The organism is Sphingomonas sp. 4RDLI-65 (genome assembly GCF_049472435.1).
Lineage (GTDB): Bacteria > Pseudomonadota > Alphaproteobacteria > Sphingomonadales > Sphingomonadaceae > Sphingomonas.
Window position 1 is genome coordinate 234,271 of sequence record NZ_JBCEBT010000001.1, and the last position, 16,016, is coordinate 250,286.

Below are 16,016 nucleotides of genomic sequence, written 5' to 3' on the forward strand. Positions count from 1 at the left end.
TCAGGCGTCCAGCGCGGCCTTGATGCGGGCCTCGTCGATGCGGTCGTGCTCGGCGATGACCACGAGTTGCGTGCGGCGGGGTTCGCCTGCGCGCCAGAGGCGATCATATTGCGTGCGGACGCGCGCGCCGACCGCCTGGACGAGCAGGCGCATCGGCTTGCCAGTGACGGCGGCGTACCCTTTCACGCGGAGGATGTCGGCGCTGCGGGCGAGCGCTTCGATCTTCGCGGTGAGGGCGGCGGGGTCGGCGATCTCGCCCAACTCGACGACGACGCTGTCGAAATCGTCATGCTCGTGATCGTCCTCGCCGTCGTGATGCGAGGGGCGACTGGCGATGTCGTCCTCGGCGGCGGCGTTGAGGCCCAGGATCACGCGGGGATCGATGATGCCGTCGGTGAGGTCGATGACCGGGAGGGGACGTGCGGACTCGGCGGCGATGACGGCGCGCGCCTTGGCGACGCCTTCGGGACCGGCGAGATCGACCTTCGTCAGGAGCACGAGATCGGCGCAGGCGAGCTGGTCCTCGAACACCTCCGACAAAGGCGTCTCGTGATCAACGCTGGGGTCAGCGGCGCGCTGGGCGTCGAGCGCGGCGACGTCTGGGGCGAAACGCCCGGCGGCGACTGCCTCGGCATCGGCGAGCGCGATGACGCCGTCGACGGTGATGCGCGAGCGGATCGCGGGCCAGTCGAACGCCTTGAGCAATGGCTTGGGCAGCGCAAGGCCGGACGTCTCGATCAGGATGTGGTCGGGGCGCGGGTCGAGTGCGAGCAGTGTCTCGACGGTCGGGATGAAGTCGTCGGCGACGGTGCAGCAGATGCAGCCATTGGCGAGTTCGACGACGTTCTCGGCGGGGCAATCGGGGATCGCGCAGCCCTTGAGGATGTCGCCGTCGATGCCGAGCGTGCCGAATTCGTTGACGACGACCGCAAGACGGCGGCCGTTGGCGTTGCGGATCAGGTGGCTGATCAGCGTGGTCTTGCCGGCGCCCAGGAAGCCGGTGACGATGGTGACGGGGACCTTGGCCAGATTGGGCGAACGGTCGGACATTCTACTTCTCCTTCGAGCACACGCACGCGCGACCTTTCGGCCGCACGCGTTCGTCGCTCAGACGGAGAACCGTGCCGCGACCATCCCCTGGATCAAGGCAAGAGCGACCGTTACGCTGGCAGGTCTCCTGGCTCGCGGGTCGAGGCTCGACGTACGCCTTCCCAGGTTTGCACCCAGTGGCTGCCCTCCGAAACGAAGGACGTGTGCGTCTCGCTCACCGCTTACAGTTGCAGGGACAGCCGCGGCATTGCGAGGAAGCCTCCCGCACCGCATTCCCATTCAAGCCCTTTCGGGCACCGGCGCGATCTGTGAGGTTCGGTACAACCGAGCCTCGGGGGTGGGTTAGAGGACTTTCCGGCACGCCGCCAGCTATCCGTGCACGACTTCGATCTCGTCGAAGCGTTTCCAGCGGTAGATCGCGAAGCTCAGCACCCAGCAGAGGACGAACAGGCCGATGATCGCGAAGCCGAGGCCGTTGAAGTTCTCGCCGAGTGTCGACGCGGCGTCCCAGATGCCGCCGGTCAGGCCCAGCTTTGCGCCAAGCAGCGCGAGCGTCTCGATGCCGCCGATAGCGATCGCGACGATGGCGGAGATCAGCGTGATGGTGATGTTGTAGTAGAGCTTGCGGATCGGCTTCACGAACGCCCATTCGTACGCGCCGAGCATGACGACGCCGTCTGCCGTGTCGACCAGCGCCATGCCGGTCGCGAACAGCACCGGGAGCACGAGCACGACGCCGATCGAGAGACCGTCGGCAGCCTGGCTCGCGGAGAGGCCGAGGATCGCGACTTCGGTCGCGGTGTCGAACCCCAACCCGAACAGGAAGCCGAGCGGCGCCATGTGCCAGCTGCGCGTGACGAGCCGGAACATCGGGCGGAACAGCCGGGCAAGGAGCCCGCGGTTGCCGAGCAGCAGGTCGAGATCCTCCTCGACATAGGTCCCACCGCCGCGGACATGGCCGAAGGTGCGCCAGACCGAGCGGAAGATGATCAGGTTCATCGCCGCGATCGTGAACAGGAACACGGCCGAGATGACGGTCGCGATCACGCCGCCGACCTGCTTGAACGCCTCGAACTGCGACAATGCGCTGGCGGTCAGCGCGATCGCGACCGCCGCGATCAGCACGATCCCCGAATGGCCGATCGCGAACCAGAAGCCGACCGCGATCGGGCGCTGGCCGTCCTGCATGAGCTTGCGCGTCACGTTGTCGATCGCGGCGATGTGGTCCGCGTCGACTGCGTGGCGCAGGCCCAGCCCCCAAGCGAGCAGCGCGGTGCCCAGCATCAGCGGTTGCGCGTGGAACAGCGAGAACGCCCAGCCCCAGGCGGCGATATTGGCCGCGACCAGGCCTGCGAACAGCCAGCCGATGCGCTTGCGGGTCGAAACCCCCACCGGTCTTTCACGTGTTGTAGTCGTCATGCACAAACCCCGCAGCGTCCGACGAGGACCGGGGCCTGCCGCGAACGGCCGGGACATACGACGACCGGACGCCATGAGCGGCCGACGCACGACGCCGATGCGGCCCCCGCCACATGGTCGTCGCTCAGCCAGTGTCACGCAGGCGGCGTTCACCGTGCCTCGGCCACCCCCTGGACCGGGACAAGAGCGACCAGACGCCGGCAGGTCTCCTGGCTCACGGGTCGTTGCTCGATGCACGCCTTCCCAGGCTTTGCGGCCCAGTGGCTGCCCTCGCGGAGAGGGCTCGTGCGTCTCGCTCGCCGCTTACAGTTGCAGGGACAGCCGCGGCATAGGACGGCGAACCGTCCGCACCGCATTCCCAATCAAGCCCTTCCGGGCACCGACGCGATCACGGGAAACGGCTGGAAGCCGCATCCTGCGCGATCGGTACCCTGCTTTCGGTCGCGTGCCAACGGGCGTGCTATTTCGCGATGCCGAGTTGTTGCAGCATGAACGCCTGCCATTCCGAATTCTGACGATAGCGCTCGAAGCGCCCCGACTTGCCGCCATGGCCCGCCTCCATGTTGACGCGGAACAGCAGCGGGTTGGTGTCGGTCTTCAGTTCGCGGAGCTTGGCGACCCACTTGGTCGGTTCGTAATATTGCACCTGGCTGTCCCATAGCCCGGTGCCGACATACAGCGCCGGATACGCCTTCGCCTCGACGTTGTCGTATGGCGAATAGCTCAGCATGTAATCGTAGGACGCCTTCTGCGCGGGATTGCCCCATTCGTCGTACTCGAAGGTCGTCAGCGGGATCGACGCGTCGAGCATCGTCGTAACCACGTCGACGAACGGCACCTGCGCGATGATGAGCTTGTAGTCGGCCGGCGCCATGTTCGCGACGCCGCCCATCAGCAGCCCGCCCGCGCTGCCGCCCATCGCCGCGACGCGGTCCTTGGCGGCGTATTTCTGCGCGACGAGATAGCGGGTGACGTCGATGAAGTCGGTGAAGCTGTTCTTCTTGTTGAGCAGATGCCCGTCGTCATACCAGCCGCGCCCCATCTCCTGCCCGCCGCGGATATGCGCGATCGCATAGACCATTCCGCGGTCGAGCAGGCCGATCCGGCCGGGATCGACGGCGGGGTCGCTCGAAATGCCGTAGCTGCCATAGGCGTATTGGAAGAGCGGCGCGGTGCCGTCGCGCTTGGTGCCCTTGGCGTAGACCAGCGACACGGGAATCCGCGTGCCGTCTCTCGCGGGTGCCCAGACCCGTTCTGTTACGTATTTCGCGGGGTCGTAGCCCGGCACTGGCGCAACCTTCAATACACGGCGCTCGCCGGTCTTCGCGTTGACCTCATACGTGGTGGTAGGCGTGACGAGCGAGCCGTAGGTGTAGCGGACCCACGGCGTCGCAGTCTCCTCGTTGACGTCGAGCGACATGCGATAGGCGGGTTCGTCAGCGGTCACCGCGGTCGACTTGCCCGCATCGCTCAGCACCCGGATCATCCGGTTGCCGCCCTCGCGCTGGTCGATCGCAACGAACCCGTCGAACGGCTTGAACCCCTCGATGAAGACGGTGTCGCTGGCCGGCGTCAGGTCGCGCCACGCCGCAATGCCCTTGGCCAGATCGGCGTCGGCGACGGTGACGAGCTTGTAGTTCTTCGCGTCCTTGTTGGTGCGGATGATCCACCGATTGCCGATATGATCCGCGCTATAACGGAACTCGCGCGCCCGCGGTGCGACGATCGTGAAGCTGGTCGGTGCCACGGCGGGTGCGCAGCGTTGCTCGTCGCTGACCGTGCTACTCACGCCGATGCAGACGAACTTGTCGTCGGCGGTGCGTGAGACCTCCATCGAATAGGTGTCGTCCTTCTCCTCGTACAACAGCCGATCGCTCGCCACGGGCGTACCGAGGACATGCGCCTTCACGCGGTACCCCCGCAGCGTGACCGGGTCCTTCTCGACATAGAGCACCGTCTTGTTGTCGTCGGCCCAGACGACGTTGGGCTCGATGTTCGACACGGTGTCAGCGATCGTCGCGCCGGTCGCGAGGTCCTTCACCTTGAGCACATATTGGCGCCGCCCGACGGTATCCTCGGCCCAGGCGACGCGGGCGTTGTCGGGGCTCACCGCCCAGTCGCTCAGCGCGAAGAAGCTGTGGCCCTTCGCCATCGCCGGTTCGTCGAACAGCGTTTCGGCAGGCGCGGTGCGGCTGCCCTTGCGGCGTTCCAGGATCGGGTAATCCGCGCCGGTCTGGAACCGCGAGCCGTAATAATAGCCGTCCTTCGCATACGGGACCGAGCTGTCGTCCTGCTTGATATGCGAGACGGTCTCTTCGTACAGCTTGGCCTGGAGCGGCTTCAGCGAGGCAAGTTGCGCATCGGCATAGGCGTTCTCCGCGGCGAGATAGGCAAGCATCTCGGGGTTCTTCCGCGTATCGTCGCGCAGCCAGTAATAATCGTCCTCGCGCGCGCCGTTGGGCGACGTCACCTGGAACGGCTTCTTCGCCACGCGCGGAGGCTGGACCTGCGCGACAGCCGCCGTCGAGACCAGCGCCACGCCGGCCAGCATCATATACCGTATCGTCATCGTGCTGCTCCCTGTGTTTCTGCCGCCATTGCTGTGGCCGGCTTCCGGTATCGATCGAACCAGGCGATGATCGCCGACGCCTTTGCCGCCGATTGCGACGGGCGTGCGGCGAGGCCACCGTGGCTTGCGCCCGGCACCTTCACCAGCGCGGTCGGCACGCCGCGAATCTGGAGCGCTGCATAATATTGCTCGGATTCGCTCACCGGCGTCCGGTAATCGTCGCCACCGACCACCACCAGGGTCGGCGTCTTGACGTTGCCGACGATGCTCAGCGGCGAGCGATTCCAATAGCTCATCGGATCCTCCCACGGCAGCTTGGTGAACCAATAGCGCGAGGTGAACAGCGTGTTGTCCATCGTCAGCGCCTCGCTGATCCAGTTGATCACCGGCTTCTGCGTCGCGGCGGCCTTGAACCGGTCGGTCTTGCCGATGATCCACGCGGTCAGCAGCCCGCCACCCGATCCGCCGGTCACGAACAGATTGTCGGGATCGGCCGTGCCCTCCGCGATCGCCGCGTCGACCGAGGCGATCAGGTCGTCGTAATCCGCGGCGGGATAGGTCTTGTCGATCAGGTTGGCGAACTCGGCTCCATAGGAGGTCGAGCCCCGCGGGTTAGTCCAGAGCACCGCATAGCCGGCCGCAGCGTAGAGCTGCATGTCGGTCGCGAAGCCGGGGCCGTAGGCGGCGTTGGGTCCGCCGTGGATCTCGAGGATCAGCGGCACGCGCTGCCCCGCGACGCGTCCCGGCGGGGTGGCGAGCCATGCGTCGATCGGGCGACCATCGGGCGCGGTCACCGCGATCTTGCGCACCTGTGCGAGCGCCTTCGATCCGGCCAGCACCGCGTTGAGCGTCGTCAGACGGCGCGGCTTGCCACCTGCCAGCACCCAGACGTCGGCAGGTGCGCTCGCATCACCACCGGTATAGGCGATCGTGCCGCCCTTCGAGACCGAGAACTCGCCGCCGGTATAGGGCCGATCGAGCCCGCCGCCCGCGACATTGTCGATCAACGGCGTGACGCGGCCATCGACACCGACGCGCGCAACGCGGCGCTGGCCGCGGTCGTCGTAGCTCGCATACAGGCTGCGGCCGTCGGCGGACCACACCGCGTCCTCGATCGCACGGTCGAGCGTGGCGGTCAGCGAGCGCGGCGAGGCGGCGTCGCGGTCGCCGACATAGAGCTGCGTGTTCTCATAGCTGCGGCGCTTGTCGTCGAAGCCGAGCCACGCGATTTTCGACCCATCCGGCGACACGCGCGGCTGGGCATCGGGACCGTCGCGCGTCGTGAGGGTTCGCATCGTGCCGCTCGCCGCATCGACCGCGATCACGTCAGAATTCATCACCTGGCGATCGGCGGCGGGGCCACGGATCGCGGCGAAGACGATGCTGCGGCCATCGGGCGTCCACGACAACGGACCGCCATCGTCGAACTTCCCATATGTGAGCTGCCGGGCCGCGCCCCCGTCGGCACCGACCACGAACAGATGGTCGTAGCCCGGCTTCACATAGCCCGGCCCGTCGTTGCGGTAATTGACCCTATCGATGATCGTCAGCGGCTCAGCCCATTTCGCGCCCTCGGGCTTGGGTGGCTGCGTGCCGAGCTTGGTCCCCTCGCCCGCCACCGTCGCGATATAGGCGAGCTTGGTCCCGTCCGGCGACCAGGCGAGCGCCTGCGGATCACCGGGGAAACTCGTCACGCGCGCACTCTGCGCACCGCCGATCCAGCGGACGAACAACTGCGATCCCTCGCCGTCGCGCGCGGCATAGGCGATCCGCGCACCATCGGGCGACCAGCGCGGGCTGCTGCCATCGGTGGCGAACGGCGTCTGCCGACCGCTCGCGACGTCGATCAGCCAGAGCGACGACTGCATCTTGTCGGTCATCACGTCGCCGGTGCGGCGGACATAGACGATCGTCTTGCCGTCCGGGCTGATCTGCGGATCGGCGGCGATCGTCAGGCCGAACAGGTCGCTCCCGGTGAAGCTGCGCGTCGAGCCGTCGGGTACGGGAGCAACCGGCTGTTGCTGGGCAAAGGCCGGCGTCGCCGCGAGCAGGAGGAGAGCAAGGGTCAAGCGCAACGAACGGCTCCTTCGAATGAACCGCGGCACGATGACACATTATCACGTGGAGGCAAGCGGCACGAACGTCACCGGCAAACCATCCTTTGGGCGCGGGATCGGGAACACCTGCCAAGCATCACCGCTGCCCGCCGCCGCCTCGATCCGGTAGCGCGTAAGCAGATGCGCGATCAGCAGCCGCATCTGCATCGTCGCGAAATGCAGCCCAATGCACATGTGCGCGCCGCCGCCGAACGGCACCCACGCGAACCGGTGGCGCCCCTTCGACGCTTCGGGCGTGAAGCGCAGCGGGTCGAACCGCTCGGGATCGGGCCAGTATTCCGCCATCCGGTGCGTGTAGGTGATCGCCGTCCCGACGCTCGTCCCCGCCGGAATGTCATACCCCCCAAAGCTGAAATCCTTCAGTGCGCGGCGCGGGATCGACGGGACCGGCGGCATCATCCTGAGCGATTCCTTGAACGCATATTCTGTGAGGATCAGGCGATCGAGCTGTTCGGTCAGCGGCAGCGCCGTATCCAGCGCGGCGACTTCCTCGCGCAACCGCTCCTGCCAGTCCGGATTGCGCGCGAGCAGCATGACGAGGCTCGTCGCGGACGACGTGATCGTGTCGTGCGCCGCCATCATCAGGAAATTCATGTGGTCGGCGATCGCCAGCGCGCTCAACGGCGCGCCGTCGTCATCGGTCGCGCGGCAGAATTGCGAGAAGAAATCCTGGCCGTCGCCGGTCCGGCGCGCGGGGATCTCGCGCTCGAAGAAGTCGACCAGATAGGCGCGGGCCTTCACCCCCTTGCGCATCTGCGTGCCGGGCCAGGGTTTGCGGATCGGCGACACGCTCGCCTGCACCTCGTCGACGAACGCCTGGTTGATCCGGTCCGCCTCCGCGCCGAGCGGCACGCCCAGGAAACTGGTCGCGGCGAGATCGAGGGTGAGCTTTTTCACCACGTCGTAGAAGCGTAGCGTCTGCCCGGCCCAGCCACCGATCGCCGCTTCGATCCCGGTATCGAGTTCGGTCGCGTAATGCCGCATCGGCTCGGGCTTGAAGGCCACCGACAGCGTTTTTCGATCAGCGCGATGTTTGTCGAAATCCATCAGCATCAGCCCGCGCGGGAACAGCAGGTTGAGTACCGGCCCCCAGCCCTGTTCGGACGAGAAGATCTTGTCGCGGTCGAACAGCACGAGCTCGTTCGCGTCGGGACCGAGCAGGTTGACGCCGGTGCCGCCGAGCGCACGATTGCGATACACCGGGCCGTACCGCGCCGCCATATCTTCCGAGAACGCGATCGGATCGGCGAGCAACTTGAACGTGTTGCCGACGAACGGCAGGCCGTAATTGCCGGGGATATGATCGAGCGCACCTTTACGCTGACGCGGGAGCCAGTGCGCGCTGGCGTTCTGCAACATGGCGTGGCTCATCGACGGATCCTCAGCGACATGCCGGCTTGGCAAGCCTCGAATACCGGCATAACTAATGTTCTGCAACCGGGGCGCGGATCCCGGGGCTTTGACAGGAGAGATGCATGGACCTCGCAAACAGTGCTGCCGTGGTGACCGGCGGCGCGTCGGGATTGGGCGCGGCGACCGCGCGCGCGCTGGCCGCCAAGGGCGCGAAGGTGGCGATCTTCGACCTCCAGGCGGACAAGGGCGAAGCGCTCGCAGCGGAAATCGGCGGGGTGTTCTGCAAGGTCGACGTTACTTCCGACGACAGCGTCGATGCGGGGTTCGCGGCGGCGCGCGCGGCGCACGGCCAAGAGCGGATCCTGGTCAATTGCGCGGGGACCGGCAATGCGGCGAAGACCGCGGGGCGATCGAAGCAGGACGGCTCGATCAAGCATTTCCCGCTCGATGCGTTCGACCGGATCATCCAGATCAATCTAGTCGGCACGTTCCGCTGCCTCGCCAAGTCGGCCGCGGGGATGCTGACGCTGGAACCCGGCGAGGACGGCGAGCGTGGCGCGATCGTGAATACGGCGAGCGCGGCGGCGGAGGACGGCCAGATGGGGCAAGCCGCCTACTCTGCATCAAAGGCCGGCGTGGTCGGCATGACCCTGCCGATCGCGCGCGACCTTATGAGCGAGGGGATCCGGGTGAACACGATCCTGCCGGGAATCTTCGACACGCCGCTGCTGGCCGCCGCGCCGCAACCGGTCCGCGATGCACTGGCGGCGTCGGTGCCGTTTCCCAAGCGCCTAGGGCGGCCGGAGGAGTTCGCGGCGCTGGCGCTGACGATGATCGAGTGCGGGTATTTCAATGGGGAGGACGTGCGGCTGGATGGCGCGATCCGTATGGCGCCTCGGTGATGTAGGCCGTCGTCACCCTTCCCACGGCGATGAGTGAGGATGGGGCCCGCTAGGTGGTCAAGTTCGTATCCTCCCCCGCCAGGGGGAGGTGGCTGGCGCTTGCCAGACGGAGGGGGAGGAAAGGGTAACCAAGGTTCTGTGTCCTCCCCCTCCATCACCTTCGCCGCCACCTCCCCCTTGCGGGGGAGGATCGTTTAACGGCCCCCTTCAGGCTGCCCGGTACCAACCTCCACCCCGGCGAAGGCCGGGGCCCAATTGGGGGACGTCGGTAACTGAGGGCAACGCTTCGTTACTGCGGCCTTTCCAATTGGGCCCCGGCCTTCGCCGGGGTGGTGCCTCGTAGTCGGAGTGGTGCTTGGTAGCGAGCCTCAAGCCGCCCGCGCCAACTGCCGGCCCTTGATCATGTCCGCAGCCTTCTCCGCAATCATGATCGTCGGGGCGTTGGTGTTCGAGCCGATCAGCGTTGGCATCACCGACGCATCCACCACCCGCAAGCCCTGCAACCCGCGCACCGCCAAAGTCGCATCGACCACCGCCAGCTTATCGTCCGATGTGCCCATTTTGCACGTCCCCACTGGGTGATAGATCGTCTCCGCCGTCCGCCTTACCCAGGCGTCGATTTCGTCGTCGGTCCGCACGTCTTCGCCCGGCGACAATTCCCCCGCCCGGTACGGATCGAGCGCCGCCTGCCGCGCGACATCGCGTCCGATCCCGACGCACGCCCGCATCACCCGCCGATCCTCCGCGGTCGCCAGATAGTTCGCGACGATCACCGGATCGGCAAACGGATCGGCCGAGCGCAGCCCGATCCGCCCGCGACTCTCCGGCCGCAACTGACACAGATGCAGCGTGAAGCCATCCTCGGTCGCCTTTACCTTGCCGTGATCCTGCATGATCGCGAGCACCGCGTGGATTTGCACGTCGGGCCGCGACAGCCCTTCGCGCGACGCCACGAACGCGCCGGCCTCGAGGAATTGCTGCCGCCCCGCCCCCTTGCCGCGCAACAGGTAGTTTAGCCCGACGCCAATCATCCCGACGCCCTTGGTCATCGCATAGCCAGTCCGCAGCCCACGCGATTTCCAGTTCATCACGACGTCGAGATGATCCTGCAGATTCTCCCCGACGCCGGGCAGCGCATGCACCACGCCGACCCCCGCTGCGGTCAGCCGATCCGGATCGCCGATCCCCGACAGTTGGAGGATCTGCGGCGACTGCACCGCCCCCGCGCACAACAGCACTTCGCGCGCCGCGGTCACCGACTCCGCCCGCGCGCCCTTGTCGAGCACATAGTCGACACCGACCGCCCGCCCCTTGTCGATCCGGATCCGCGTCGTCCGCGCGCCCGTCACGCAGGTCAGGTTACGCCGCGACAACACCGGCCGCAGATACGCCGCCGCCGTGCTCCACCGCTTCCCGTCCGCCACCGTCAGATCGTAGCGGCCGAAGCCCTCCTGGCTCGCGCCGTTAAAATCCTCGGTAACCGGGTACCCGGCCTGCCGTCCCGCCTCGACCAGCGCGTCATAGAACGGGCTGTCGGACTCGCCGCCCGAGATCGTCAGCGGACCGCCGCCCCCATGCAAGGGGCACTCGCCGCGATGATGCCCTTCGAGCCGCTTGAAATACGGCAGCACGTCATCGAACGACCAGCCGGGCAGCCCCATCTGTCGCCACTCGTCGTAATCCTGCGGATGCCCCCGCGTGTAGATCATGCCGTTGATCGACGAACTGCCGCCCAGCCCCTTGCCGCGCGGCCACCACAGCCGGCGGTTGTCGAGATGCGGCTCGGGCTCGGTCGAAAAGCCCCAGTTGCTCGCGTTCTTGCTCTTAATGAGTTCGCCGACCCCTGCGGGCATCCGCACCAGAACGCCGTCGTTGCGCCCACCCGCCTCAAGCAGCAGCACCGACACATCGTGGTCCTCGGTCAGCCGCGCGGCGAGCACACAGCCGGCCGAGCCCGCGCCGATAATTACGTAGTCATACGTCTGCATGCCCGCATCCTCTTGTTCACGCTCCGCTTTTTACAGAGTCGCGGTTTCAGGCTAGCGCTCGCATAGCAGCGTTAGCAACCCGGTTCGCAATATCCCGCGATCTAGACCCTCGACCGGATGCACTTCGCTCAACCCCACCGCGAGCAGCGCGTAGCCACGAATACCCGCCTCTACGGAATCGAACCCGTGCGCGGTCAGCTGCTCCACCAGGAACGCCATCACCTTGTCGTCATGCTCGCGGATCGCCGCCGCCGCGCGCGCGTCGCTCTTCGCCCAGGCGCGCATCGCGAGCGCCAATTGGGACATGTCGTGATCGCGGACATGCTCGGCGAACGCGCGGATCCGCTCGACCGGCGCAAGGTCCGAGGCGGCCAGCGACGCGAGCAACGGATCGATCTGCGCCTCCGCGAAATACGATGCGAGCGCGGCATGATAGCCGTCGAAATCCTTGAAATGATGATAGAAGCTGCCGGTCGACGCCCCCGCTGCCTGTGCGAGGCTGCGGAGTTTCAGCGCACGCAAGCCCCCGCTCTTGAGCAAGGCCTGCCCGATCTCCAGCCAGTCGCGTGGCGCCAGGTCCGCGCGGGGTGCCACGTCGTTTTCAACCGATACCGTGCTTGACAAGCCACTCTCCATAACGAATGTTACGTCGGAACGAAGCCGGACGCAATCCGGCATCAGGCACCACGACCGCACTATAGCGGCGGGTGTAACAGGAGAGTGATTTTGGCCGAGGCATTGATCATCGACGCCGTCCGTACCCCGCGCGGGATCGGCAAGACGGGCAAGGGCGCGCTTGCGCACATGCACCCCCAACATCTCGCCGCGACCGTCCTGAAGGCGATTGCCGAGCGAAACAAGCTGGATACCGCCGATGTCGACGACATCATCTGGTCGACCTCGACTCAGCGTGGCGAACAGAGCGGCGATCTCGGGCGGATGGCGGCGCTCGACGCGGGCTATGACGTCAAGGCGAGCGGGACGACGCTCGATCGGTTCTGCGGCGGCGGGATCACGGCGGTGAACTTCGCCGCGGCGCAGATCATGAGCGGGATGGAGGACCTCGTCATCGCCGGCGGCACCGAGATGATGTCGCTGACCACCACGATGATGCAGGACGACATGGCGGCGGGCAAGCGACCGCTCGGGATCGGCTCGGGCAACGCCAGGCTCGACGCCGCGCATCCGCAATCGAACCAGGGCATCTGCGCCGACGCGATCGCCAGCATCGAGGGGATCGACCGCGAAACGCTCGAAGCGCTCGGGCTCGAGAGCCAGCGGCGTGCCGCGGTGGCGATCGCCGAAGGCCGCTTCGATCGCAGCCTCGTCGCCGTCACCGACGATACCGGTGCGCTGGTGCTCGAGAAGGACGAATATCCGCGGCCCGATACGACTGCCGAAGGCCTCGCCGCGTTGCGCCCCTCGTTCGCCGGGATCGCCGACATTCCGCTCGACGAAAAGGGCACGACGTATCGCAAGCAGATCAACCGGCGTTATCCCGACGTCGATATCAAGCACGTCCATCACGCCGGCAATTCGTCCGGCGTGGTCGACGGCGCCGCGGCCGTGCTGCTCGCCAGCGCCGACTATGCCGCCAAGCACGGCCTGAAGCCGCGCGCACGGATCGTAGCGATGGCGAACATGGGAGACGACCCGACGCTGATGCTCAACGCCCCCGTCCCCGCCGCGCGAAAAGTGCTCGCGAAGGCGGGGCTGACGGTCGACGACATCGATCTGTGGGAGATCAACGAGGCGTTCGCGGTGGTCGCCGAGAAGTTCATTCGCGACCTGAAGCTCGACCGCGACAAGGTGAACGTCAACGGCGGTTCGATCGCGCTCGGCCATCCGATCGGCGCGACCGGCGCGATCCTGATCGGGACAATCTTGGACGAACTCGAACGGCGCGACCTGAAGCGCGGGCTCGTGACGATGTGCGCGGGCGGCGGGATGGCGCCGGCGATCATTATCGAGCGCGTCTGATGCACCCCGTCGCGCACGCGCTGACGACGCCCGACAAACCCGCCTACATCATGGCGGCGACGGGCGAGACGGTGACGTATCGCGACCTGGATGTGAGGGCGAACCAGGGCGCGCATCTGTTGCGCTCGCTCGGGCTGAAGCGCGGCGACGGCATCGCGGTGCTGATGGACAATTCGCCGCGCTATCTGGAGGTGATGTGGGCGGCCGAGCGTACCGGGGTGTATTGCACCTGCCTGTCGTCGAAACTGACCGCGAGCGAGGCGGCGTACATCATCCGCGACGGCGATTGCCGTGTGCTGATCGCAAGCAAGGGGTGTGCTGAGGTGGCGGCGGCGCTGGCACCGATGCTCGACGACGTGGCGCGCTACATGGTCGACGACACGATCGAGGGTTACGACTCTTATGAAGCCGCACGCGATGCGATGCCCGCCACGCCCATCGCCGACCCCTCGCCCGGCGGCATCCTGCTCTATTCGTCGGGCACCACCGGCAAGCCCAAGGGCGTCAAGCACGCACTGTCGGACGAGCCGTTCGGCACCAACGTCTCGCCGCTCGTGATGCTCGGCAAGGGGCTGTACGGGTTCACGCCCGAGATGGTCTATCTCTCGCCCGCGCCCCTCTATCACGCCGCGCCGCTGCGCTGGTCGATGGCGGTGCATCAGGTCGGCGGCACCGTTGTCGTGATGGAGCATTTCGACCCGGAAGCCGCGCTCGCCGCGATCGAACGGTTCCACGTCACGCACGCGCAATGGGTGCCGACGCACTTCATCCGCCTGCTCAAACTCCCGCCAGACGTCCGCGCGAGCTACGATGTGTCGTCGTTGAAGGCGGTATGGCACGCCGCGGCCCCCTGCCCGCTCCCGGTCAAGCAGGCGATGATCGACTGGTGGGGGCCGATCATCGGCGAATATTACGCCGGCACCGAAGGCAACGGCTTCTGCGCGATCTCCAGCGCGGAATGGCTGACGCACAATGGCTCGGTCGGCCGCAACCTGACCGCGCAGACGAAGATCTGCGACGAGGACGGCAACGCCCTCCCTCCACGCGCGGAGGGCGACGTGTATTTCGCGGGCGGCGGCGCGTTCGAATATCACAACGATCCCGCCAAGACCGCGGAGGCCGCCAACGCACATGGCTGGACGACGCTTGGCGATGTCGGCTGGCTCGACGAGGAGGGCTATCTCTACCTCACCGACCGCAAGAGCTTCATGATCATCTCGGGCGGCGTGAACATTTATCCGGCCGAGATCGAGAATCTGCTCGTCACCCACCCCAAGGTCGCCGACGTCGCGGTGATCGGCGCGCCGGACGACGAGATGGGCGAGCAGGTGGTGGCAATAATCTGCCCCGCCGACCCGTCCGAGGACCGCGTGCAACTCGCCGCCGAGCTCAGCGCCTTCGCCCGCGCGAACCTCAGCCATGTGAAAGCGCCACGCCGGATCGACTTCCGCGACACGCTGCCGCGGCACGAAACGGGGAAGCTCTACAAGCGCCTGCTCCGCGACGAATATTGGGCGCAAGCCAAGGAGTCCGCATGAACTTCGATTATTCCGACGACCAGAAATTCCTCAAGGACGAAGCGCGCAAGTTCCTGGCAGCGCATTGCGGCAGCGACCGGGTCCGAACGGTGCTCGACGATCCCGCCAAAGCGTATGATGCAGACCTCTGGAAAGCGGTCGGCGCACAGGGTTGGCTCGGCGCAGCGATCCCTGAGGAGTTCGGCGGACTTGGGCTCGGCCATATCGAACTCTGCGCGGTCGCCGAGGAACTGGGCCGAGCCTGCGCCCCGATCCCGTTCGCCTCGACCGTTTATTTCGTCGCCGAAGCCTTGATGCTCTACGGCAGCGACACCCAGAAAGTCCGATGGCTGCCACGGATCGCGGCGGGTGACGTCATCGGCGCATTCGCAACGTCGGAAGGCGCCGGCCCGGTCACCGCGCGCTCGATCCGCACCACCGTCTCCGGCGGCAAGCTCACCGGGGAGAAGATCCCCGTCACCGACGGCGACGTCGCCGACCTGATCGTTGTCCTAGCCCGCGACGGCCTCTACCTCGTCGAGAAAGGCGCAGGCGTCACCGCGGAGGTCCTCGAAACGCTCGACCCGACCCGCAGCGCCGCCCGCCTCACCTTCACCGACGCGCCCTGCGAAAAACTCGGCAGCGACGATGGCATCGCCGCGATGCAAGCGGTGTTCGACCGCGCCGCCGTGCTCCTCGCGTTCGAACAACTCGGCGGCGCGGATCGCTGTCTCGACATGGCGAAGGGCTACGCGCTCGATCGCTACGCGTTCGGACGCCAGATCGGCGGCTACCAGGCGATCAAGCACAAGCTTGCCGACATGTACGTGAAGAACGAACTCGCGCGCTCGAACGCCTATTACGGCGCGTGGGCGCTGAACGCGGGCGCCGCCGAACTGCCGCTCGCCGCCGCCACCGCGCGCGTCGCCGCCTCCGACGCCTACTGGTTCGCGTCGAAGGAGAATATCCAGACGCACGGCGGGATGGGCTTCACCTGGGAGTCCGACTGCCACCTCTATTACCGCCGCTCGCGCCAGCTCGCGCTCGTCGCCGGCGCCCCCGCTGCGTGGCGCGAACGCCTCGTCGGCCAACTCGAAATGCGCAACGCCGCCTGAAAGGAC

Annotated in this window: 11 protein-coding genes and 2 riboswitches; of the genes, 4 read left to right on the plus strand and 7 right to left on the minus strand. The window is 66.7% G+C overall.

The window, feature by feature from the left end; genetic code table 11:
• The 5 genes from cobW to VH567_RS00940 all read right to left on the minus strand — a co-directional run bounded on the left by cobW (position 1) and on the right by VH567_RS00940 (position 8,526).
• Complete coding sequence (gene cobW / locus VH567_RS00920) at positions 1-1,050, minus strand: cobalamin biosynthesis protein CobW (protein WP_423322372.1); 1,050 nt, start codon at positions 1,048-1,050, stop codon at positions 1-3.
• A gap of 100 nt (positions 1,051-1,150) precedes the next feature.
• Positions 1,151-1,366: riboswitch (cobalamin riboswitch) on the minus strand.
• A gap of 53 nt (positions 1,367-1,419) precedes the next feature.
• Positions 1,420-2,469 (minus strand): HoxN/HupN/NixA family nickel/cobalt transporter, encoded by a 1,050-nt coding sequence (locus tag VH567_RS00925; protein ID WP_423322374.1) that lies wholly within the window; start codon positions 2,467-2,469, stop codon positions 1,420-1,422.
• 182 nt (positions 2,470-2,651) lie between these two features.
• Positions 2,652-2,868, minus strand: a riboswitch (cobalamin riboswitch).
• Positions 2,869-2,929: 61 nt separating this feature from the next.
• Positions 2,930-5,038: a S9 family peptidase gene (locus VH567_RS00930; protein ID WP_423322376.1), complete on the minus strand. Its 2,109-nt coding sequence runs from the start codon at positions 5,036-5,038 to the stop codon at positions 2,930-2,932.
• Complete coding sequence (locus VH567_RS00935) at positions 5,035-7,113, minus strand: prolyl oligopeptidase family serine peptidase (RefSeq protein ID WP_423322378.1); 2,079 nt, start codon at positions 7,111-7,113, stop codon at positions 5,035-5,037. The genes VH567_RS00930 and VH567_RS00935 overlap by 4 nt, the downstream gene beginning before the upstream one ends.
• Before the next feature lie 42 nt (positions 7,114-7,155).
• The gene (locus VH567_RS00940; RefSeq protein ID WP_423322380.1) at positions 7,156-8,526 is read right to left on the minus strand and encodes a cytochrome P450; all 1,371 of its coding nucleotides are present in this window, start codon (positions 8,524-8,526) and stop codon (positions 7,156-7,158) included.
• Positions 8,527-8,630: 104 nt separating this feature from the next.
• Here VH567_RS00940 and VH567_RS00945 point away from each other — a divergent pair, with 104 nt between their 5' ends.
• Complete coding sequence (locus VH567_RS00945; RefSeq protein ID WP_423322382.1) at positions 8,631-9,410, plus strand: SDR family NAD(P)-dependent oxidoreductase; 780 nt, start codon at positions 8,631-8,633, stop codon at positions 9,408-9,410.
• Positions 9,411-9,778: 368 nt separating this feature from the next.
• Here the strand turns inward: VH567_RS00945 and VH567_RS00950 are convergent, their stop codons facing one another.
• On the minus strand, positions 9,779-11,398 hold the full coding sequence (locus VH567_RS00950; protein ID WP_423322384.1) for a choline dehydrogenase: 1,620 nt from the start codon (positions 11,396-11,398) through the stop codon (positions 9,779-9,781).
• Between the two features lie 51 nt (positions 11,399-11,449).
• Positions 11,450-11,992 (minus strand): TetR/AcrR family transcriptional regulator, encoded by a 543-nt coding sequence (locus VH567_RS00955; RefSeq protein WP_423322386.1) that lies wholly within the window; start codon positions 11,990-11,992, stop codon positions 11,450-11,452.
• Positions 11,993-12,124: 132 nt separating this feature from the next.
• Here VH567_RS00955 and VH567_RS00960 point away from each other — a divergent pair, with 132 nt between their 5' ends.
• The 3 genes from VH567_RS00960 to VH567_RS00970 are packed head-to-tail and all read left to right on the plus strand — an operon-like array spanning position 12,125 to position 16,010.
• Positions 12,125-13,378, plus strand: coding sequence for an acetyl-CoA C-acetyltransferase (locus VH567_RS00960; protein ID WP_423322388.1), 1,254 nt, complete (start codon positions 12,125-12,127; stop codon positions 13,376-13,378).
• Complete coding sequence (locus VH567_RS00965; protein WP_423322390.1) at positions 13,378-14,916, plus strand: acyl-CoA synthetase; 1,539 nt, start codon at positions 13,378-13,380, stop codon at positions 14,914-14,916. The genes VH567_RS00960 and VH567_RS00965 overlap by 1 nt, the downstream gene beginning before the upstream one ends.
• The gene (locus VH567_RS00970; protein WP_423322392.1) at positions 14,913-16,010 is read left to right on the plus strand and encodes an acyl-CoA dehydrogenase family protein; all 1,098 of its coding nucleotides are present in this window, start codon (positions 14,913-14,915) and stop codon (positions 16,008-16,010) included. The genes VH567_RS00965 and VH567_RS00970 overlap by 4 nt, the downstream gene beginning before the upstream one ends.
• Positions 16,011-16,016: the final 6 nt, after the last annotated feature.

Bases quoted from the DNA above. Each gene is read 5' to 3' on its own strand.
- VH567_RS00950 (WP_423322384.1), bottom strand. From the start codon at position 11,398: ATGCAGACGTATGACTACGTAATTATCGGCGCGGGCTCGGCCGGCTGT.
- VH567_RS00945 (WP_423322382.1), top strand. From the start codon at position 8,631: ATGGACCTCGCAAACAGTGCTGCCGTGGTGACCGGCGGCGCGTCGGGA.
- VH567_RS00970 (WP_423322392.1), top strand. From the start codon at position 14,913: ATGAACTTCGATTATTCCGACGACCAGAAATTCCTCAAGGACGAAGCG.
- VH567_RS00940 (WP_423322380.1), bottom strand. From the start codon at position 8,526: ATGAGCCACGCCATGTTGCAGAACGCCAGCGCGCACTGGCTCCCGCGT.
- VH567_RS00925 (WP_423322374.1), bottom strand. From the start codon at position 2,469: ATGACGACTACAACACGTGAAAGACCGGTGGGGGTTTCGACCCGCAAG.
- cobW (WP_423322372.1), bottom strand. From the start codon at position 1,050: ATGTCCGACCGTTCGCCCAATCTGGCCAAGGTCCCCGTCACCATCGTC.
- VH567_RS00965 (WP_423322390.1), top strand. From the start codon at position 13,378: ATGCACCCCGTCGCGCACGCGCTGACGACGCCCGACAAACCCGCCTAC.
- VH567_RS00930 (WP_423322376.1), bottom strand. From the start codon at position 5,038: ATGACGATACGGTATATGATGCTGGCCGGCGTGGCGCTGGTCTCGACG.